Source organism: Pseudomonas sp. AAC (assembly GCF_000725445.1).
Classification (GTDB): Bacteria; Pseudomonadota; Gammaproteobacteria; order Pseudomonadales; family Pseudomonadaceae; genus Pseudomonas; species Pseudomonas citronellolis.
The window spans coordinates 758,182-777,051 of record NZ_KL647098.1 but is presented as its reverse complement, the minus strand read 5'-3'; the positions used below and the strand labels follow the sequence as shown (position 1 = coordinate 777,051).

Genomic DNA, 18,870 nt, shown 5'->3' with positions numbered 1-18,870 from the left:
TTACTTGGCCACCTTGCCGAACAGGCGCAGACGGCTGACGCCACCGTCCGGGAAGATGTTCAGGCGCACGTGGGTGATCGGGCCCAGTTCCTTGATCTGCTCGATGAAGGTGTGCTCGTTGTGCATCTGCAGCTTCTGGCTGGGCAGCAGTTCGCGCCAGTACAGGCTCTGGGTGGCGATCTGGCTGTCGGTGCCGCCCTTCACGAAGGCCGCCTGGATGTTGCAGCTCTCCGGGTAGTTGCCCTTGAAGTGCAGGGTGTCGACGACGATCTTCTCGACGATGCCGGCGTGGCCCAGCGCGACAATCACCCAGTCGTTGCCCGGGGTGCGGCGGCGGCCGGTTTCCCAGCCGTCGCCCATGTTCACGCCGCGGCCGGGGTTGAGGATGTTGCTCATGCGGCCGAAGTGTTCGTCGGAGCAGGCGAGGGCGCGGCCGCCGTTCAGTGCCGCGGCCAGGTCGACCTGTTCGTCGGGGTTCTGCTGGGCCCAGTCGCGGAACGGGATGCCGTACACGCGCAGGCGCGCCACGCCGCCGTCCGGGTAGATGTTCAGGCGCAGGTGGGTGTAGGGGCGCTCGTCGCTGATCTCGTGGTAGTGGTGGCTGTTGCCTTGCAGCTCGACGGAGGACAGCACTTCGGTCCACTGGGTGTCGTCGTTCGGCTCGCCCTCGGCCACGAAGCAGCCGTCGAGGGAGGCCGACGGCGGGAAGTTGCCGGTGAAGAAGCTGGTGTCGATGTCCACGCCCTTGATCGAGCCCGGCACGCCCAGGCGGATCACCGCGTGGTCATAGCCTTCGAAGCGCTTGCGGCGGGATTCCCAGCCGTCCATCCACTTGCCGTTGTCGTCGAATACGCCTTCCTTCCACACCGCGGGGGTGGGCTGCAGCATGCGGCTGGCAGCGGCGAACCATTCGTCGGTGACGCTGATCACCTTGCTCCCCAGGCGCTCGTCGGCCAGGTTGACGAATTTCTCGAAGGGAGCGTTGTAGGTTCTCATCTTGTTCTCCTTGGTGACGTGAATTTCCGGTTGCGCGGCTCAGAGCTGCTGCAGGCGGAACATCGCGATCTTGTTGATCTCGGCCAGGGCGGTCTGGAATTCCTGCTCCGGCGTGTTGTGGATGCGCTCCTCGAAGGCCGCGAGGATCTGGTGGCGGTTGCTGCCCTTCACCGCCTTGATGAAGGGGAAGCCGAATTTCGCCTTGTACGCATCGTTGAGTTCGTTGAAGCGGGCGAATTCCTCGGCGCTGCACTCGTGGATGCCGGCGCCGGCCTGCTCGGAGGTGCTGGAGGCGGTCAGCTCGCCGCGCACCGCGGCCTTGCCGGCGAGGTCCGGGTGAGCATTGATCAGTGCCAGTTGGGCTTCATGGCTGGCCGACAGGAGGATGTCGGCCATGCGCTGCTGCAGGCTCTCGATGTCGTTGAGGCTTTCGTCCACGCCCAGGTCGTAGGCCTTCTCGGCCACCCAGGGGGAGTGCTCGTAGATGTCGGCGAAGGCGGCGACGAAGGCTGCGCGGTCGAGGCTGGCCGGGGTGAGGGTCTGGAAGCGGCTCATGCCTGGCTCTCCTTGAACGGGTGCTTTTCGTGCCAGTGGCGGGCGATGTCGACGCGGCGGGCGATCCACACTTTCTCGTGGCCCTTCACGTACTGGATGAAGCGCTCCAGCGCGGCCAGGCGCGCCGGGCGGCCGAGCAGGCGGCAGTGCATGCCGATGGAGAGCATCTTCGGCGCGCCCTCGGCGCCTTCGGCGTAGAGCACGTCGAAGGCGTCCTTGAGGTATTCGAAGAAGTCGTCGCCCTTGTTGAAGCCCTGCACCTGGGTGAAGCGCATGTCGTTGGTGTCCAGGGTGTAGGGGATCACCAGGTGCGGCTTCTCGGCGGTGCTCTGCGGGTCCCAGTAGGGCAGGTCGTCGTCGTAGGTGTCGGAGTCGTAGAGGAAGCCGCCTTCCTCGCGCACCAGGCGCCGGGTGTTCGGGCCGGTGCGGCCGGTGTACCAGCCCAGCGGGCGCTCGCCGGTCAGCTCGGTGAGGATGCGGATGGCCTCCAGCAGGTGCTCGCGCTCCTGGGCCTCGTCCATGTACTGGTAGTCGATCCAGCGGTAGCCGTGGCTGCAGATCTCGTGGCCGGCGGCGACCATCGCCCTGATCACGTCCGGGTGGCGCTGGGCGGCCATGGCCACGGCGAAGATGGTCAGCGGCAGGTCGTATTTCCTGAACAGCTTGAGCAGGCGCCAGACGCCGGCGCGGCTGCCGTATTCGTAGAGGGATTCCATGCTCATGTTGCGCGCGCCCTGCAGCGGCTGGGCGGCGACCATCTCGGAGAGGAAGGCCTCGGATTCCTTGTCGCCATGGAGGATGCAGCGCTCGCCGCCTTCCTCGTAGTTGAGCACGAAGGACAGCGCGATGCGGGCGTCGCCCGGCCAGTGCGGGTGGGGAGGGTTGTCGGCGTAACCGATCAGGTCGCGTGGGTAGTCAGCGCTCACTGCAGTGTTCCTTCTTGTTGGGGGTGGCGCGGGCGGTAGGGCGTGCGTCACCGTGTTGCGAGACATTGTATACAAGTTGTGTGGCCGTATGTAAATACAATCCCGCGTGCCGATTTCGCCATCCGTCGTCATCCGCATCCGTCGGTAAAGCAAGCAAACTGCCTGCCCGAACGGTCAGCCCGGCGGGCTGTGGCCTCCCTGGCTCCGGCTGCGGATCGAAATGCCGCGTGCTGGTGCGTGGGTGCCGTTTCGGGGCGCTGGAGCAAATTTTTTGTATACAATGTTTGGGTGATGGCGTATTTTCGTCCCATCCAACCCACCCGGCCGGCCGCTGCCTGCGGGGTGCAACCCACACCACACCGAGAAGGAGGACGGCGTCCGCCGGCCGCGCCGGGGATGCCCAGAGCCCATGGGACGTTTGACGACGCACGTACTGGATTCCGCCCACGGCTGCCCCGGCCATGGCATCAAGGTCGAGCTCTACCGCGTGGAGGGCCAGCAGCTGGAACTGGTCGCCACCCGCGTGACCAACGACGACGGCCGCTGCGACGAGCCGCTGCTGCAGGGCGAGGACTTCCGCGCCGGGGTCTACCAGCTGCAGTTCAACGCCGGCGACTACTACCGCGCCCGTGGCCTGCAACTGCCGCAACCGGCCTTCCTCGACCAGGTGGTGCTGCGCTTCGGCATCGCCTCGGAAAGCGACCACTACCACGTGCCGCTGCTGATCTCGCCGTACAGCTACTCGACCTACCGCGGCAGCTAGGCCGCCACCGACTTCCCACCCGACTCTTCGTGGAGTCCCATCGGCCCGCCTCTGGCGGGTCTTTTTTTGCCTGTGTGCTTTTGCGCCGAGGTGCTTTCGTAGGATGGGTATCGCTCCACTCCACCCCCACCGCGTTCCCATGTAGGAGCGCGCCCTGCGCGCGAAATCGCGGGCAGGGCCCGCTCCTACAGGTTGATGCCGAACCTCTCGTTCGCGCTGGACAGCTCCCTCTCCCTTCAGGGAGAGGGTTGGGGAGAGGGGCGGAGTCAGCCCTGAACACGATTGCTGCCGGTAAACACCGTTCGCGAGCAAGCTCGCTCCTACGAAGAGCGTTGGCGCCTGTAGGAGCGAACTTGCTCGCGAACGGTTCTATGGGCCTCAGCGGCTCAGCAACGAAGCCCCGCCAGCGGTGGCGAAGAGCGCGGCGCTGCCGCGGTTGAACCAGGCCTGGCCCTTGCCCGAGCGCAGGAAGCGCGCGGCGCCGCGGGCGCTGAGGCCGTAGAACAGCTTGCAGGCGAAGTCGAGCAGCGCCCAGGTGAGGATCATCACCAGCAGCTGCTGCCACAGCGGATGGTCGGCCTTGAGGAATTGCGGCAGGAAGGCGGCGAAGAACAGGATGTCCTTCGGGTTGCTGGCGCCCAGGCCGAAGGCCTTCCAGTACAGGCTGCGGAAGCCCGGGTTGACCGGCATCTCCTCGGCGGCGCGCGGCTGGCCGGCGATGCGCGATTCCTGCCAGCTCTGCCAGGCCAGGTAGAACAGGTAGAGCGCGCCCAGCACCTTGAGCACGCTGAACAGCTTCTCCGAGGCCAGCAGCAGCGCGCCCAGGCCCAGGGCCGAGGCGCTGAGCAGGCAGATGGAGGCGCTGACCCCGCCGAGGAAGGCCGGCAGCGAACGGCGCAGGCCATAGTTGAGGCTGTTGCTGACCATCAGCAGCGACAGCGGGCCGGGAATCAGGATCACGATCAGGGCGGCGCTGCTGTAGAGCAGCCAGGTTTCCAGGTTCATCGCGGGCTCTCGAATGCAAAGGCCCCGACGCAGGCATGCGTCGGGGCCGTGGCGGGGCCGCTCCAGATTACAGGAAGATGAATTTGGCTACAAATATTGCGCAGAGTGCATACAGACTGACGGTCACGTCCTTGTGGCGGCCGGTGAAGACCTTCATCGCCACGTAGGTCACGAAGCCCATGGCGATGCCGTCCGCCACCGAGAAGGTCAGCGGCATCATGATCACGGTGACGATGGCCGGGATGGTCTCGGTGTGTTCCTGCCAGTCGATGTGCGCCAGACCGCCCATCATCAGCATGGCCACGTAGATCAGCGCGCCGGCGGTGGCGTAGGCGGGGATCATGCCGGCCAGCGGGGCGAAGAACATGGCGGCGACGAACAGCGCGCCGACAGTCACCGCGGTCAGCCCGGTGCGGCCGCCGGCGGCCACGCCCGCGGCGCTTTCCACGTAGCTGGTCACCGGCGGCACGCCGAGCACGGCGCCGACCACGCTGGAGGTGCTGTCGGCCTTCATCGCCTTGGACAGGTTTTCGATGCGGCCGTCCTCGCGCACCAGGTGGGCGCGCTGGGCCACGCCCATCAGGGTGCCGGCGGTGTCGAACATGTGCACGAAGAGGAAGGCCAGGATCACGCTGATCATGGTCACGTTGAAGGCGCCGGCGATGTCCATGGCCAGGAAGGTCGGCGCCAGGCTCGGCGGCATCGAGAACACCCCGCCGAACTGCACCAGGCCCAGGGCGATGCCGGCCGCGGTGACGGTGAGGATGCTGATGAGGATGCCGCCGAACACCCGGCGGTATTCCAGCACGGCGATCATCAGGAAGCAGATCGCCGCCAACAGCGGGCCGGGCTTGGTCAGGTCGCCCAGGTGCACCAGGGTGGCGGGGCTGGCGACTACGATGCCGGCGGTCTTCAGGCCGATCAGCCCGAGGAACAGCCCGACCCCCGCGCCCATGGCGAAGCGCAGGCTCGGCGGGATGCTGTTGAGCAGCCATTCGCGGATGCGCGAGAAGGTCAGCACCATGAACAGCACGCCGGAGATGAACACCGCGCCCAGGGCGATCTCCCAGCTGTAGTTCATGGTCTTGACCACGGTGTAGGTGAAGAAGGCGTTGAGGCCCATGCCCGGCGCCAGGCCCACCGGCCAGTTGGCGTACAGGCCCATCAGGAAGCAACCCAGGGCGGCGGCCAGGCAGGTGGCGACGAAGGCCGCCCCGTGGTTGACCCCGGCGTCGGCCATGATGTTGGGGTTGACGAAGATGATGTAGGCCATGGTGATGAAGGTGGTCAGGCCGGCGGCCAGTTCCGTCTTCACCGTGGTGCCGTGCTGGCTGAGCTTGAACAGGCGTTCGAGCAGGCCGGTGGCGGGTGGGCTGGAGGCGACAGCGGTTTGTTGTTCTTGTTTGGTGCTTTCCACAGCGGGTACTCCTCAACGCTCTTGTTGTTGGTCCTTGCCGTCGGCTGGTTCACCTGCGTCCCTGGCTCGGCGGAAGGCTTGAGGGTGTGTTCTTGACTTGCTAGTCAGGAAGTCACGCCGGCGATTATGAGGTTGTATACAAAAAAATCAAATAATGTTTCGTACCTACCTCCCGCCTTCTTCCAAACAATTCATCGGAAGATTCGCTCAGGCATTGCGCGGAATTTGTACAGAGGGGACGGCTGAATGCCGCATGGCAGGGGGGATGCGCCGGGTGCGCGGTGCTGGGCATTTTGTGTACACTGGTGGCCATCATTTCGTCGCGCCCGCGTACCTGGTAGCGGATTGCCCAGGCCGCCGGTCCGCCCAACAAGGTTGAGGATCCATGACCGACCCGCTGCAACAGATCAAGAAGCCGGCGCGCAACGGCAAGAGCCGTACCGGCACGCAGGACGAGATCGTCTACGCGCACATCTTCGACGCCATCCTCGAACAGCGCCTGGCGCCGGGCACCAAGCTGAGCGAGGAGGCCCTGGGCGAAATCTTCGGCGTCAGCCGCACCATCATCCGCCGCGCCCTGTCGCGCCTGGCCCACGAGCAGGTGGTGCTGCTGCGCCCCAACCGCGGCGCGGTGGTGGCCAGCCCGAGCATCGACGAGGCCCGGCAGATCCTCTTCGCCCGGCGCACCGTCGAGCGCGCCATCACCGAGCTGGCGGTGGACAACGCCAGCGCCGAGGCCCTGGCCGAGCTGCGCGAGATGGTGGTGCAGGAACAGGCCAGCTTCGCCCGCGGCGACCGCGGCGCGGGCATCCGCCTGTCCGGCGAGTTCCACCTCAAGCTGGCGGAAATGGCCAGGAACGCCCCGCTGGTCAGCTTCCAGCGCAGCCTGGTGTCGCAGACCTCGCTGATCATCGCCCAGTACGAGGCGGGCGGCCGCTCGCATTGCTCGTTCGACGAGCACAACGAAATCCTCGACGCCATCGAGAAGGGCGAGAAGGAAAAGGCCGTGACCCTGATGATGCACCACATGGCGCACATCGACGACAAGCTGAACCTGGAGGGCGACAGCGCCTCGGGCGACCTGCATGCGGTGTTCTCGCATCTGCTTGGTGGCAAGAAGAAGGGCGGGCGTACTGCGGCGCGTTGAGGTTTGCGCCAATGGAAAGCCTTGCCTGAGCGCGTAATGCTGTTCACTTAAGAAAGGATGCCGTTTCTCTGCCTGGGGAAACGGTATTTTTCATTTGGGGTTATGGCTTGGCTCGCGAGGCTTGCCCCTCTCCGGCCTTAAGCTCGTCATTGCCGCGAACAATACTTGCGCTGGCCCGAAGGGGAATAACCCAGTTGCCTTGGCTTGGGTGTTTCTGCGCCGCACCGAGTCTGCCCGACCGTCTTGTTTCGCCCCCTCGGGCGAGTCCCTTTTGTCAAACGGTGGAAGGCCACCCCCGCAAAAAGGAACCAAAAAGGCTTGCCCCGACATACGGGCCCGATGGAGCCGGGCTACCCTCGCGAATTCCCCCGCCACGGAGGCCCGAACTAGGGCGTCCCCCCCCCCCGAGCGTACGTCCCTGTAGCCCATCGGGGCTCTCGCGACATCCATGTCGCATGACCTCCTGAGCGCCGGTTTCGCTCGGCCTTCTGAAGGGGCGTTTCGGTGCGCTCGGCTATTTCTCTGGAAGTCCGAATCGCGGACAAGGTCCGCTCCTACGGTTCCAGGAAGCACGGGCGTAGGAGCGGACCTTGTCCGCGATTGGACTCAACGCCCCGCCGGACACCCCGGTGGCACGAATGGCCCCCTCTCCCGCTTGCGGGAGAGGGCTGGGGAGAGGGTGCTCTTGATCCCCGGCACCTATCTCCGCGGCAAACACACCCGTAGGATGGGTATCGCTTCGCTCAACACCATCCTACGAAAAGCCATGCTTGCTCATGCGGTAGGGGCGGGCCTCAATCCCCGCGATACTCACACCCACTGGTGCAAGTCTCATGCACCCGCACCCGCGACAATTCCGGCAGCAGCGGCTTGACCTGCTGCCAGATCCAGCGCGAGAGGTTCTCGCTGGTGGGGTTTTCCAGGCCGGGGATGTCGTTCAGGTAGTTGTGGTCGAGCTGTTCGTAGATCGGCTTGAAGATCTGCTTGATCTCGGAGAAGTCGCGGATCCAGCCGGTATGCGGGTCGACCTCGCCCTCAATGTACAGCGCCACGCGGAAGGAGTGGCCGTGCAAGCGGCCGCACTTGTGGCCCTCCGGTACGTGGGGCAGGCGGTGGGCGGACTCGAAAGTGAATTCCTTGAACAGTTCCAAGAGGTGGCCTTCAGATCATCAGTGGGCAATTGCAACCGCCCATTGTACCCACTTTGCCCGCCGGCCGGGCACACCCCGTCGGCGGCTCAGCGCGTCAGCTCGACCTGGACTTCCTCGCCCTCGCGCAGCGTCAAGGGCGCCATGACGGTGGCGCCCACCGTGGTCGGGCCGTTGGCGCCGGTGGTTTCCCAGGTCACTTCGCAGCTCAGGTAATAGCGCCCCGCCGGCACCTGGGCGAAGCTGAAACGGCCCTCGGCGTCGGCGCGCACCGTGCGGGTGTAGATCTTCGCCCGGGCGTCGGGCTCGCCTAGCGGCCGCCGCTCCTGGTAGGCCTTGTACAGCGGCGCCATGTAGCGCGTCGCCGGGATCAGCGCCACGTCCTTGCCGGCCGCCGGCTTCAGGGTGCCGGCGCGGGTCTTGAGGAAGGCGCGGCCGTCGATCCTGCCGTTGCCGTGGACCGCCAGCGCCTGGTACTCGGCGCTGGGGAACTCGCCGAAGTTCAGCGGCCGGCCCTGGTTGGGCGAGATGCAGCCGGCCAGGGCGAGGCCGAGCAGGGCGACGAACAGGTGGCGCATGAAGGCTTCTCCGGGGCATGGGCTATGCGTCTGCAAAGATAGCCCAGGCCCGGCTCACTTGAGGTCCAGGCGCCTGGCCAGGCGGTTCAGGTTGGCCCGGTCCACCCCCAGTTCGCGGGCCACGGCCGCCCAGTTGCCGGTGTGGCGTTGCAGGCTGGCGGCGATCAGCTGGCGCTGGAAGTCGTCCAGCGCGGTGCGCAGTTCGATGCCGGGTTTGGGCAGCTCGCGGGCGGGGGCGGACTTGCCGGTTTCCGGCAGGTGCAGGCCCTGTTCGAGGCCGAGGTCGTCGAGCTCCAGGGTGAGGATGCGCGGGCGTTCGGGGCTTGAGGCCAGGGCCTTGAGCGAGGCGCGGCCGATCAGGTGTTCCAGTTCGCGCACGTTGCCCGGCCAGGGGTAGCCGAGCAGGGCGGCCTGGGCCTCGGCGCTCAGGCGCAGGCTGCGCAGGCCCAGGCGCGGGCGGTTCTGTTCGAGGAAGTAGCCGGCCAGCAGCAGGATGTCGTTGCCGCGCTCGCGCAGCGGCGGCACCCGCAGCGGGTAGACGCTCAGGCGGTGGTAGAGGTCGGCGCGGAAGCGCCCGGCGCGCACTTCCGCGGCCAGGTCGCGGTTGGTGGCGGCGATCAGGCGCACATCCACGCGGTGCTCGCGGTCCGAGCCCAGGCGCTGCAGTTGGCCGCTCTGTAGCACGCGCAGCAGCTTGGCCTGGATCGCCAGGGGCAGCTCGCCCACTTCGTCGAGGAACAGGGTGCCGCCGTCGGCCAGTTCGAACTTGCCGCGGCGCTCGCCCACCGCGCCGGAGAAGGCGCCGCGCACGTGGCCGAAGAGTTCGCTCTCCACCAGGGTTTCCGGCAGCGCCGCGCAGTTCAGGCTGATCATCGGCTGGGCGTGGCGCAGCGAGCGCTGGTGGATGGCCTGGGCCACCAGTTCCTTGCCCACGCCGGTCTCGCCGGTGACCAGCACGCTGAGGTCGCTACCGGCCACCAGCTTGATCTCGTCCACCAGTTGGCGGTGCGCCGGGCTCTGCCCGACCAGTTCGCGCGGGGCCTCGCCGGCGGCGCGCTGGTAGGCGTCGGCGCGCTGCTGCTCGTGCTCGGCGCGCAGGGTGAGGTCGAGCATGCGCTGGCTGGCCTTCACCGTGGCCGCCGCCAGGCTGGCGAAGGCCTGCAGGTTGTCCAGGTCGCCGCTGGAGAAGCGCCCGGGCTCGAGGGCGTCGAGGGTCAGCAGGCCCCAGGGCTGCTCGTCGAGGTACAGCGGGCAGCCCATGCAGTCGTGCACTTCCAGGTGCACGCCTTCCACCAGGCCGTCGTAGGGGTCGGGCAGGCCGCAGTTGGCGTCGAACAGGGTAGGGCCGGGGCGTTCCAGCAGGGCCTGCAGGCGCGGGTGTTCGGCGATCTTGAAGCGGCGGCCGAGGGTGTCCGGGCTCAGCCCGTCCACTGCCAGGGGTACCAGTTGCTCGCCTTCCAGGCGCAGCAGGGCGCTGGCGTCGCAGGGCAGCAGTTCGCGCAGGGCTTCCAGCAGGCGGCGGTAGCGTTCTTCGTCGGGCAGTTCGCGGGACAGGTCGTCGACCAGGGGGAGCAGGGTGGCAAGCAAGGGGTTACTGGTCATTCTGACCTCTATGTAGTCCGTATGACTCGAATGATTGCTGGTCATTATGACTTCTGACGCCGCGGAAGTCCCGCGAATACTGGGCGCCGGCCTTGGCACGTTTTCTGAAGGATTACAGGCAGTTCCCACCCTGTCTTGCGTTCCAAGGAGATCCGCATGCTGTCCAACGAACAACGCACCCTGATCAAGGCGACCGTCCCGCTGCTGGAAACCGGTGGCGAAGCCCTGACCCGGCACTTCTACCAGCTGATGCTGACCGAGTATCCGCAGGTGCGTCCGCTCTTCAACCAGGCCCACCAGGCTTCCGGCGACCAGCAACGGGCCCTGGCCAACGGCGTGCTGATGTACGCCCGCCACATCGACGAGCTGGAGCGCCTCGGCCCGCTGGTGGGGCAGATCGTCAACAAGCACGTGTCGCTGCAGATTCTGCCGGAACATTATCCCATCGTCGGCGCCTGCCTGCTGCGCGCCATCCGCGAAGTGCTGGGCGAGGAGATCGCCACCGACGAGGTGATCGCCGCCTGGGCCGCCGCCTACCAGCAACTGGCCGACATCCTGATCGGCGCCGAGGAATCGGTATACGCCCGCAATGCCGCCGAAGAAGGTGGCTGGCGCGGCGCGCGGCGCTTCCGCGTGGCGCGCAAGGTGGCCGAGAGCGAGGAGATCACCTCCTTCTACCTGCAACCGGTGGACGGCGGCGCGCTGCTGGACTTCGAGCCGGGCCAGTACATCGGCCTGCGCCTGGATCTGGATGGCGAGGAAGTGCGCCGCAACTATTCGCTGTCGGCCCCGGCCAACGGCCGCGAGTACCGCATCAGCGTCAAGCGCGAGCCCGAGGGCAGGGTTTCCAACTACCTGCACGACCAGCTCCACGAAGGCGACGAGATCGACCTGTTCCCGCCGGCCGGGGACTTCGTCCTGGACGACAGCGACAAGCCGCTGGCGCTGATCACCGCGGGCGTCGGCATTACCCCGTCGCTGGCCATGCTGCAGCAGGCGCTGGACGCCGGCCGCGTTGTGCACTTCATCCACTGCGCGCGCCACGGCGGCGTGCACGCCTTCCGCGAGTTCATCGAGAACCAGGCGCGCAAGCACCCGACGCTGCTGCACTTCTTCTGCTACAGCGAGCCGCGCGAGCAGGACCAGGCCGATGCCGAGGGCTTCATCAGCCAGCAGCTACTGAGCAACTGGCTGCCGGAGCAGCGCGACCTGGACGCCTACTTCCTCGGGCCCAAGCCGTTCATGGCCCAGGTGAAGCGCCTCCTGCGCGAGCTGGGCGTGCCGGAAAAGCAGTGCCACTACGAGTTCTTCGGCCCCGCCAGCGCGCTGGAGGCCTGAGGCTAGACCGGCCGGCCCATGCGGGCCGGCCACCCCGAACTACCGGAGGTGTGTGATGAAAGGCTTCTTCGCCTGTCCGCAACGCAATCTCAGCCATTCCAACGCCCTGCTCAGCGCGGGGGCCGCTATGCTGCTGGGAGGCATCTTCGGCGCCTATTTCATCGACGCCTTTCTCAACCTGCCGCAACTGGTGGCCGCCCACGCCCTGACCGTCCTCGGGCCGACCGCCATCAAGCTGGGCTACGTGCTGCGCCTGATCGCCCAGCGGCAGATGCGCCAACCAGGCTGGGAGGTCTGTTGTGCTGTTGGTTGATCGCAAGGTTCTATTGGCGATTCCGCCGCTGTGGCGGCTGGGTTTCCGTCCTTTCTTCCTCGGCGGGGCGCTGTTCGCGGCGCTCGCCATATTCCTCTGGCTCGCCGCGCTGGCCGGCTGGCTGCCCGCGTGGCAGCCGCTGGGCGGCTGGCTGGGCTGGCACCGCCACGAGATGGTGTTCGGCTTTGCCCTGGCGATCATCGCCGGCTTCCTGCTCACCGCGGTGCAGACCTGGACAGGCCGCCCAGGCCTCAGTGGCGCGCCGTTGCGCAACCTGGCGGTGCTCTGGCTGGCGGCACGGCTGGCCTGGCTGCTGGGCGCGCCCTGGTGGCTGGCCACGGTGCTGGAGCTGGCCTTCCCGCCGGCGCTGGCCTGGTTCGTCGGCCGCAGCCTCTACCAGGTGCGGCAGACGCGCAATTACCCGGTGCTGATGGTGCTGGTCCTGCTGACCCTGGCCGACGCCCTGGTCATGGCCGGACAGGCGCTGGGCAACGAGGCCTGGCAGCGTGGCGGCGTTCTGGCTGCGCTGTGGCTGGTGGTGGCGCTGATGAGCCTGATCGGCGGGCGGGTGATTCCCTTCTTCACCCAGCGCGGCCTGGGACGTACCGCCCAGGTGCCGGCCTGGCCGTGGCTGGACTGGGCGCTGCTGCTGGGTGGCGCACTGCTCGCGGTGCTCAGCGCCACCGGCCCGGCGTTGCAACCGGGGCCTGTGCTGGCGCTGCTCTTCGGCCTGCTCGGCCTGGGCCACCTGGTGCGTCTGGTGCGCTGGTACGACCGCGACCTGTGGAGCGTGCCGCTGCTGTGGTCGCTGCACCTGGCCTATGCCTGGATGACCCTGGCGCTGTTCGGCCTGGCGGCTTCCGCGGCCGGTGCGGCGCTGCCCTCCAGCCTGCCGTTGCACGCGCTGACCGTGGGCGGCGTCGGCGGGCTGATCCTGGCGATGATCGCCCGCGTCAGCCTCGGCCACACCGGCCGCGCGCTGCAGCCGCCGAAGGCGATGGCCTGGGGCTTCGCCCTGCTCAACCTGGGCGTGGTGGCGCGGGTGCTGGTGGTGTGGTGGCTGCCGCTGGGTGGCCTGCTTCTGGCGGCGCTGTGTTGGTCGCTGGCGTTCCTGATCTTCGCCGGGTACTACGGGCCGATGTTGTGGAAGGCCCGGATCGACGGGCAGCCGGGGTAGGGGATTCATCTGTGGGGCGTGGTGTGCGGGCTCGGCCCATCGCGGACGGAGTCCGCTCCTACGTACGTGCTTCCCTGTTGAGCCTGGCGCGGCTTTGATGGCGGCTCCGTGCTCGGCAACGAGCGGGATTATGGCCAAGGCCAAGCGGCGGATAACGCCGTAGGCGTTATGCGCCCTACGCCAAGCTCACCATGGACGTAGGGCGAATAACCGTTCGCGGTTATCCGCCGCTACACCTTCCTCGCCGGCCGCTGCATGGCTGAACCTGGCGCGGCTTTGATGGCGGCTCCGTGCTTGGCAGCGAGCGGGATTATGGCCAAGGCCAAACGGCGGATAACGCCGTAGGCGTTATGCGCCCTACGCCAAGCTCACCATGGACGTAGGGCGAATAACCGTTCGCGGTTATCCGCCGCTACACCTTCCTCGCCGGCCGCTGCATGGCTGAGCCTGGAGCGGCTTTGACGGCGGCTCCGTGCTTGGCAGCGAGCGGGATTATGGCCAAGGTCAAACGGCGGATAACGCCGTAGGCGTTATGCGCCCTACAACGGCACCAACCTTTCCCCCAGGCGCCCGCCGTCGACCAGTTCGAGGAACTCGTCGCCCATCCGCCGGCTTTCGTCCATCGCCTTGTTCCAGTAGCGCTCGCGGCCGGCGTCGTCGCCCAGGTAGCGCTTGAAGTCCTTGCGGTCCGGCAGCTTGTTGTGCGGCAGGCGTGCCAGGTACTCGGGGGAGGGGGCGAGCAGCAGCACGTCCTGCAGGCGGGTGGCGTCGCCGCGGCGCCAGGGCAGGCCCTTGTCGAACCAGCCGGGGATGACCTTGTCGGTGAAGTGCGGGTAGAGCACCACGCCGTCGGTTTCGTAGGGCAGGTCCAGGTGGTAGTCGAGCAGGCCGCCGTCGCGGTAGGTGCCCGGGCCGGCGCCGGGGATGTCGCGCACGCCCTGCATGACCATGGGGATGGAGCCGGAAGCGAGCAGCGCGTGGCGCAGGTTGCCGACGTCCAGCGGCAGGCAGCGCGAGGGGAAGTCCCGCAGCGGCGCCAGCGGCGGGGCCAGGCGCGCGTCATGGAGGATCACCCGTTCGAAGTGGCGGTGCAGGTGGCGGCGGCCGAGCAGGTTGTCGCGGATCACCGCGCCCAGGCCCAGGCCGAGCGCGCGCTTGCCGTCGTCGGCCAGGCGCCCGTGGCTCTTCACCACCACCACGTTGAGGCGGTAGTGCGGGTTGGCCAGTACGCTGGCGTCCTGCCCGGCGAGCAGGTCGTCGAGCATCCGCGTGCAACTGGCCGAGACCTCGGCTATGTCCGCATTGCGCGAGAAGCGCTGCTGCGTGTACAGCTCGCCCAGGCGGCGGATGCCGGCGGCGGCGTCCGCCAGGCAGGCGCTGGCGAAGCGCCAGGAGCCGATCGAGGCGCCGATCAGCGAGCGCTCGCGCGGCGCGCGCGGCAGCCATTCGCCGAACAGCGCCAGGTCCAGCCCCTGGATGCCCAGCGCCTTCGGCCCGCCGGCGGCGCCGGGCAGGATGCCGACGTCGGCGGGGCCTAGGCCGCGCTCGCGGATGCGCCGCAGGGCGCGGGCGCCGGCCTTGAGGGTGAGGGCGGGGGACTTGATGTGGATGGCGGTCATGGGGGCACTCTCTGGCGAGCCGCCGATTATAAGCGCTGTATTTTCCTAGGCAGCATCCTTCATCCGGTGAATGATCCGTCCTGCATCCATTCAGCTTGAGTTAATGGCCTTTCGATAGCCTGCGAGCATTGGCAATTCGCAGGAGCCTTCCCATGCAAACCCTCACCCGTCTGATCGCCGCCACCGCTCTTTTCGGCGCCTCCAGCCTGGCGCTGGCCCACGACATCGGCCCCGACGAGGCCCTGCGCCTGCGTGACGCCGGCACCATCCAGGACTTCCAGCGCCTGAACCAGGCCGCGCTGGCCAAGCACGCCGGCGGAACCGTGTACGATAGCGAGCTCGAACTGGAACACGGCCGCTACCTGTACAAGGTCGACATCAAGGACGCCCAGGGGGTGAAGTGGGATGTCGAGCTGGACGCGGTGAGCGGTGAAGTGCTCAAGGACCGCCAGGACCACTGATGACCTATCCTCTGCGTTACGCGCTGCTCGTCGCGGTCTGCCTGGCCGGGGCGGCGTCGGCCCACGACATCAGCCAGGACGAGGCCCTGCGCCTCACCCGCGAAGGGGTGATCCGCCCCTTCGAGTCGATACTGCCGGCCGCGCTGCAGCGCTACCCCGGCTCGCGCCTGCTCGAGGCGGAGCTGGAGAAGGAGCACGACGCCTACATCTACGAGATAGAGTTGCTCACCGCCGGCGGCGTGGTCCGCGAACTGGAACTGGATGCCCGTGACGGGCGCATCCTCAAGGATAAGGAAGACGACTGATGCGTCTGCTGCTGGTGGAGGATCACGTCCCCCTCGCCGACGAACTGCTGGCCGGGCTGAGCCGCCAGGGCTACGCCGTGGACTGGCTGGCCGACGGCCGCGACGCCGCGGTGCAGGGGGCCAGCGAGCCCTACGACCTGATCATCCTCGACCTCGGCCTGCCGGGCCGCCCCGGCCTGGACGTGCTGCGCGAATGGCGCGGCCTGGGCCTGGCCACCCCGGTGCTGATCCTCACCGCGCGCGGCTCCTGGGCCGAGCGCATCGACGGGCTGAAGGCCGGCGCCGACGACTACCTGACCAAGCCCTTCCACCCCGAAGAACTCTTCCTGCGCATCCAGGCCCTGCTGCGCCGCGCCCACGGCGTGGCCAATCAGGCCCAGCTGGAGGCCGGCGGCCTGCGCCTGGACGAGGCGCGCCAGTGCGTGCAGCAGGATGGCCGCGAGGTCGACCTGACCTCCGCCGAGTTCCGCCTGCTGCGCTACTTCATGCTCCACCCGGGCCAACTGCTGTCCAAGTCGCACCTGGCCGAGCACCTCTACGACGGCGAGACCGAGCGCGACTCCAACGTCATCGAGGTGCACATCAACCACCTGCGCCGCAAGCTCGGCCGCGAGATCATCGAGACCCGCCGCGGCCAGGGCTACCGCTTCGCCGGCAGCAGCGGGGGCGCGGCTTGATCTCGATCCAGCGGCGCCTGGGCTTCGGCCTCGCCGCGGTGCTGCTGGTGGTCGGCCTGGCGCTGGCCCAGGCCGGGCTCTGGCTGTTCGACCAGGGCCTGCGCCGCTACCTGGCCAGCGGCCTGCAGGACGAGGCGGAAAGCCTGCTGGTGGCGATCATTCGCGGCCCGGCCGGCCTGCAGCTGGACCCGCAGCGCGTCGACGGCGCCTACGAGCGGCTGTTCTCCGGGCGCTACTTCCAGATCCACTTCGAACAGACCGACTGGCGCTCGCGCTCGCTGTGGGACCACGAGCTGAAGGTGCCGGAGCGCACGGGCCTGCGCGAAGGCCTGGCCAAGGGCCCGGAAGGCCAGCGCCTGCTGGTCTTCCGCGGCGACTACAAGCGTTACGGGCGCAGCCTGCGGATCAGCGTGGCGCAGGACTACACGCCGATCCTCAAGAGCTTCAACCGCCTGCGCAACATTGGCCTGGGCGCCGGGGCGCTGGCGCTGCTGCTGATCCTGTTCTTCCAGCGCCTGACGGTGCGCCGCGCGCTGCGCCCGCTGGAGCAGGTGCGCCAGCAGATCGCCCAACTGCAGGACGGCCAGCGCAGCCAACTGGACACCCGGGTGCCGCAGGAACTGGAGCCGCTGGTGGAGCAGGTCAACCACCTGCTGCAGCACACCGAGGAAACCCTGCGCCGCTCGCGCAACGCCCTGGGCAACCTCGGCCATGCGCTGAAGACGCCGCTGGCGGTGCTGATCAGCCTGGCCGAGCGCGAGGAACTGCGGCAGCACCCCGAGCTGAAGCGGGTGCTGCAGGAGCAGCTGGAGCAGATCGACCAGCGCCTGGCCCGCGAACTGGGCCGCGCGCGCCTGGTGGGCGAGGCGCTGCCCGGCGCGCATTTCGACTGCGACGCCGAGCTGCCCAGCCTGCGCGAGATGCTCCAGCTGATCCATGGCGAACACCTGCGCATCACCTGCGAGGCGGCGCCCGGCCTGCGCCTGCCGTTCGACCGCGAGGACCTGCTGGAACTGCTCGGCAACCTGCTGGACAACGCCTGCAAGTGGGCGGCCGGCGAGGTGCGCCTGCAAGTGGAGAAGCGCGAGGACGGCTACCGCCTGCTGGTGGACGACGACGGCCCGGGCATCGCCGAGGAACTGCGCGACAGCGTGCTCGAGCGCGGCACCCGCCTGGACGAGCAGGTGGCCGGCCACGGCCTGGGCCTGGGCATCGCCCGCGACATCGCCGCGGCCTGCGGCGGCAGCCTGGCGCTGGAAGGCAGCGAACTGGGCGGCCTGCGGGTGCGGGTGGCCTTGCCGAGGCGGGCTGCGGCGTAGCGCTCTGCGCGGCGCTCAGTCGCCGAGGCGTTCCAGGGTGCGCAGCAGCACGTCCACCTTGGTCAGCGACTCCGCGTATTCCGCCTCCCAGTCCGAATCGGCGACTATGCCGCCGCCGCCCCAGCAACTGGCCTGGCCGTCCTTCACCAGCAGGGTGCGGATGGTGATGGAGCTGTCCAGCTCGCCGCGCACGTCCAGGTAGAACAGGCTGCCGCAATAGATTCCGCGGCGGCTCGGCTCCAGCTCGTCGATGATCTGCATGGCGCGGACCTTGGGTGCGCCGGTGATGGAGCCGCCGGGGAAGCTGCCCAGCAGCAGGTCGAGGGCGTCCTTGTCGGCGGCCAGCTCGCCGGTCACGCTGCTGACCAGATGGTGCACGTTGGGGTAGCTTTCCAGCGCGAACAGTTCCGGCACCCGCACCGTGCCGGGCGTGCAGCTGCGCCCCAGGTCGTTGCGCAGCAGGTCGACGATCATCAGGTTCTCGGCGCGGTCCTTGGGGCTGGCCAGCAGTTCCTCGGCGTTGGCCGCGTCCTCCGCGGGCGTGCGGCCGCGCGGGCGGGTGCCCTTGATCGGGCGCGTCTCCACCTGGCGCCGGTGCATGCGGATGAAGCGCTCGGGCGACAGGCTGAGGATGGCGCCGTCGCCCAGGCCCAGGTAGCCGGCGAAGGGCGTCGGGCAGGCCTCGCGCAGGGCCAGGTAGGCCAGCCAGGGCGAGCCGCTGCAGGGCGCGCGGAAGCGCTGGGTGTAGTTCACCTGGTAGCAGTCGCCGGCGAGGATGTAGCCTTGCACCCGCTCCAGGGCCTGGCGGTACTGCTCGCGGCTCAGGTCCGGCCGGAAGCCGGCATGCAGGCGGAAGGGCGGCAGCGCCGGCGCCGCCGCGTCGGCCTCGAACAGCGCCAGCAGGCGCTGGCGCTCGGCGGCTTCCAGGCGCGGGTGGAACACCAACTGGCTGGTGCCGCGCTGGTGGTCGGTGACCAGCGCCCAGGCGTACAGGCCGACCCGCGCATCGGGCAGGCCGAGGTCGTCCTGGCTGTGCTGCGGCAGGCGTTCGATGCGCCGTCCCAGGTCGTAGCTCAGATAACCGATCATTCCGCCGACGAATGGCAGGTCCGGAATTTCCCCCGCGTCGGCCTGTCCGAGGCTCTGCAGCGCCGTGCGCAGGCGGGCGAAGAACGCCTTGGCCGATTCGTCGGCACTTGGCGCCAGTTCTGCCAATGGCCAGGCGCTCATAAGGTCATAGCGTCCACGGTCGGCGCCAGGCCTGCCGGCGTCCAGCAGCACGGCGCCGGGCGCCTGGGCGATGCGGGCGAAGCGCGCCGTTGGATCTTCCCGGTAGGGGAGCGGGTGTACACAATAGCGGGACATAGGTAGGAACAGGAACCCTGGGCTAGGCTGAGAGCCATTCCTGCGCACGCCCGAAGAGTCGATGCTAGAGCCCTTCTCTTCGGTTTACGCAAGGTAAGCATTCTGATAAGAATTGGATTATCCCGCGGAAGCCATGCTCCGTACCACAACGATAATGAA

General features: G+C 68.0%; 19 protein-coding genes. 9 read left to right on the top strand and 10 right to left on the bottom strand.

Annotated elements, in window-relative coordinates; genetic code table 11:
* Genes alc through puuE form a run of 3 tightly spaced genes read right to left on the bottom strand, consistent with a single transcriptional unit; the run spans nt 1 to nt 2,477 of the window.
* Nucleotides 1-996: an allantoicase gene (alc, locus tag FG99_RS20995; protein ID WP_043272148.1), complete on the bottom strand. Its 996-nt coding sequence runs from the start codon at nt 994-996 to the stop codon at nt 1-3.
* Nucleotides 997-1,035: 39 nt separating this feature from the next.
* Nucleotides 1,036-1,551: a 2-oxo-4-hydroxy-4-carboxy-5-ureidoimidazoline decarboxylase gene (gene uraD, locus FG99_RS20990; protein ID WP_043272147.1), complete on the bottom strand. Its 516-nt coding sequence runs from the start codon at nt 1,549-1,551 to the stop codon at nt 1,036-1,038.
* On the bottom strand, nt 1,548-2,477 hold the full coding sequence (gene puuE / locus FG99_RS20985; protein ID WP_043272146.1) for an allantoinase PuuE: 930 nt from the start codon (nt 2,475-2,477) through the stop codon (nt 1,548-1,550). Before puuE ends, uraD begins: the two co-directional genes overlap by 4 nt.
* Nucleotides 2,478-2,886: 409 nt before the next feature.
* On the opposite strand from puuE, the gene uraH reads away from it, so the two are divergent.
* Nucleotides 2,887-3,240 (top strand): hydroxyisourate hydrolase, encoded by a 354-nt coding sequence (gene uraH, locus FG99_RS20980; protein WP_043272145.1) that lies wholly within the window; start codon nt 2,887-2,889, stop codon nt 3,238-3,240.
* Between the two features lie 378 nt (nt 3,241-3,618).
* Here the strand turns inward: uraH and FG99_RS20975 are convergent, their stop codons facing one another.
* Complete coding sequence (locus FG99_RS20975) at nt 3,619-4,245, bottom strand: LysE family translocator (RefSeq protein ID WP_009618679.1); 627 nt, start codon at nt 4,243-4,245, stop codon at nt 3,619-3,621.
* A gap of 67 nt (nt 4,246-4,312) precedes the next feature.
* On the bottom strand, nt 4,313-5,662 hold the full coding sequence (locus FG99_RS20970; RefSeq protein WP_043272144.1) for an NCS2 family permease: 1,350 nt from the start codon (nt 5,660-5,662) through the stop codon (nt 4,313-4,315).
* Nucleotides 5,663-6,047: 385 nt separating this feature from the next.
* Here FG99_RS20970 and FG99_RS20965 point away from each other — a divergent pair, with 385 nt between their 5' ends.
* Nucleotides 6,048-6,809: a GntR family transcriptional regulator gene (locus tag FG99_RS20965; RefSeq protein WP_043272143.1), complete on the top strand. Its 762-nt coding sequence runs from the start codon at nt 6,048-6,050 to the stop codon at nt 6,807-6,809.
* Between the two features lie 794 nt (nt 6,810-7,603).
* Here the strand turns inward: FG99_RS20965 and queD are convergent.
* From queD to norR, 3 genes are all read right to left on the bottom strand, one after another.
* A complete protein-coding gene (queD, locus tag FG99_RS20960) occupies nt 7,604-7,960 on the bottom strand; it encodes a 6-carboxytetrahydropterin synthase QueD (RefSeq protein WP_009618684.1) in 357 nt (118 codons plus the stop codon).
* Nucleotides 7,961-8,046: 86 nt separating this feature from the next.
* Nucleotides 8,047-8,535 carry a carboxypeptidase-like regulatory domain-containing protein gene (locus FG99_RS20955; RefSeq protein WP_009618686.1) on the bottom strand — a complete coding sequence of 163 codons (489 nt, stop codon included), beginning with the start codon at nt 8,533-8,535 and terminating at the stop codon, nt 8,047-8,049.
* 54 nt (nt 8,536-8,589) lie between these two features.
* A complete protein-coding gene (norR, locus tag FG99_RS20950) occupies nt 8,590-10,137 on the bottom strand; it encodes a nitric oxide reductase transcriptional regulator NorR (protein WP_043272142.1) in 1,548 nt (515 codons plus the stop codon).
* Between the two features lie 156 nt (nt 10,138-10,293).
* On the opposite strand from norR, the gene hmpA reads away from it, so the two are divergent.
* Genes hmpA through FG99_RS20935 form a run of 3 tightly spaced genes read left to right on the top strand, consistent with a single transcriptional unit; the run spans nt 10,294 to nt 12,965 of the window.
* On the top strand, nt 10,294-11,475 hold the full coding sequence (hmpA, locus tag FG99_RS20945; RefSeq protein ID WP_043272141.1) for an NO-inducible flavohemoprotein: 1,182 nt from the start codon (nt 10,294-10,296) through the stop codon (nt 11,473-11,475).
* A 55-nt stretch (nt 11,476-11,530) separates the two neighbouring features.
* Nucleotides 11,531-11,788: a hypothetical protein gene (locus tag FG99_RS20940; RefSeq protein ID WP_009618692.1), complete on the top strand. Its 258-nt coding sequence runs from the start codon at nt 11,531-11,533 to the stop codon at nt 11,786-11,788.
* Complete coding sequence (locus FG99_RS20935) at nt 11,775-12,965, top strand: NnrS family protein (RefSeq protein WP_043272140.1); 1,191 nt, start codon at nt 11,775-11,777, stop codon at nt 12,963-12,965. The genes FG99_RS20940 and FG99_RS20935 overlap by 14 nt, the downstream gene beginning before the upstream one ends.
* A 539-nt stretch (nt 12,966-13,504) precedes the next feature.
* On the opposite strand, the gene FG99_RS20930 is transcribed toward FG99_RS20935, so the two are convergent.
* Nucleotides 13,505-14,584 carry a hypothetical protein gene (locus tag FG99_RS20930; protein ID WP_043272139.1) on the bottom strand — a complete coding sequence of 360 codons (1,080 nt, stop codon included), beginning with the start codon at nt 14,582-14,584 and terminating at the stop codon, nt 13,505-13,507.
* Nucleotides 14,585-14,736: 152 nt separating this feature from the next.
* On the opposite strand from FG99_RS20930, the gene FG99_RS20925 reads away from it, so the two are divergent.
* The 4 genes from FG99_RS20925 to FG99_RS20910 are packed head-to-tail and all read left to right on the top strand — an operon-like array spanning nt 14,737 to nt 17,346.
* A complete protein-coding gene (locus tag FG99_RS20925; RefSeq protein WP_009618698.1) occupies nt 14,737-15,045 on the top strand; it encodes a PepSY domain-containing protein in 309 nt (102 codons plus the stop codon).
* Nucleotides 15,045-15,350 carry a PepSY domain-containing protein gene (locus FG99_RS20920; protein ID WP_009618699.1) on the top strand — a complete coding sequence of 102 codons (306 nt, stop codon included), beginning with the start codon at nt 15,045-15,047 and terminating at the stop codon, nt 15,348-15,350. Before FG99_RS20925 ends, FG99_RS20920 begins: the two co-directional genes overlap by 1 nt.
* A complete protein-coding gene (locus tag FG99_RS20915) occupies nt 15,350-16,027 on the top strand; it encodes a response regulator transcription factor (protein WP_009618700.1) in 678 nt (225 codons plus the stop codon). The genes FG99_RS20920 and FG99_RS20915 overlap by 1 nt, the downstream gene beginning before the upstream one ends.
* A complete protein-coding gene (locus tag FG99_RS20910; RefSeq protein ID WP_043272138.1) occupies nt 16,024-17,346 on the top strand; it encodes a sensor histidine kinase in 1,323 nt (440 codons plus the stop codon). The genes FG99_RS20915 and FG99_RS20910 overlap by 4 nt, the downstream gene beginning before the upstream one ends.
* A 15-nt stretch (nt 17,347-17,361) precedes the next feature.
* On the opposite strand, the gene pabB is transcribed toward FG99_RS20910, so the two are convergent.
* Nucleotides 17,362-18,711 (bottom strand): aminodeoxychorismate synthase component I, encoded by a 1,350-nt coding sequence (gene pabB / locus FG99_RS20905; protein ID WP_043272137.1) that lies wholly within the window; start codon nt 18,709-18,711, stop codon nt 17,362-17,364.
* Nucleotides 18,712-18,870: the final 159 nt, after the last annotated feature.

Excerpts from the sequence above, each read along its gene's own strand:
- FG99_RS20955 (WP_009618686.1), bottom strand. The coding sequence starts at position 8,535 with ATGCGCCACCTGTTCGTCGCCCTGCTCGGCCTCGCCCTGGCCGGCTGC.
- FG99_RS20925 (WP_009618698.1), top strand. The coding sequence starts at position 14,737 with ATGCAAACCCTCACCCGTCTGATCGCCGCCACCGCTCTTTTCGGCGCC.
- uraD (WP_043272147.1), bottom strand. The coding sequence starts at position 1,551 with ATGAGCCGCTTCCAGACCCTCACCCCGGCCAGCCTCGACCGCGCAGCC.
- alc (WP_043272148.1), bottom strand. The coding sequence starts at position 996 with ATGAGAACCTACAACGCTCCCTTCGAGAAATTCGTCAACCTGGCCGAC.
- FG99_RS20920 (WP_009618699.1), top strand. The coding sequence starts at position 15,045 with ATGACCTATCCTCTGCGTTACGCGCTGCTCGTCGCGGTCTGCCTGGCC.
- norR (WP_043272142.1), bottom strand. The coding sequence starts at position 10,137 with ATGACCAGTAACCCCTTGCTTGCCACCCTGCTCCCCCTGGTCGACGAC.
- uraH (WP_043272145.1), top strand. The coding sequence starts at position 2,887 with ATGGGACGTTTGACGACGCACGTACTGGATTCCGCCCACGGCTGCCCC.
- hmpA (WP_043272141.1), top strand. The coding sequence starts at position 10,294 with ATGCTGTCCAACGAACAACGCACCCTGATCAAGGCGACCGTCCCGCTG.
- FG99_RS20940 (WP_009618692.1), top strand. The coding sequence starts at position 11,531 with ATGAAAGGCTTCTTCGCCTGTCCGCAACGCAATCTCAGCCATTCCAAC.
- FG99_RS20965 (WP_043272143.1), top strand. The coding sequence starts at position 6,048 with ATGACCGACCCGCTGCAACAGATCAAGAAGCCGGCGCGCAACGGCAAG.
- FG99_RS20975 (WP_009618679.1), bottom strand. The coding sequence starts at position 4,245 with ATGAACCTGGAAACCTGGCTGCTCTACAGCAGCGCCGCCCTGATCGTG.
- FG99_RS20930 (WP_043272139.1), bottom strand. The coding sequence starts at position 14,584 with ATGACCGCCATCCACATCAAGTCCCCCGCCCTCACCCTCAAGGCCGGC.
- pabB (WP_043272137.1), bottom strand. The coding sequence starts at position 18,711 with ATGTCCCGCTATTGTGTACACCCGCTCCCCTACCGGGAAGATCCAACG.
- FG99_RS20915 (WP_009618700.1), top strand. The coding sequence starts at position 15,350 with ATGCGTCTGCTGCTGGTGGAGGATCACGTCCCCCTCGCCGACGAACTG.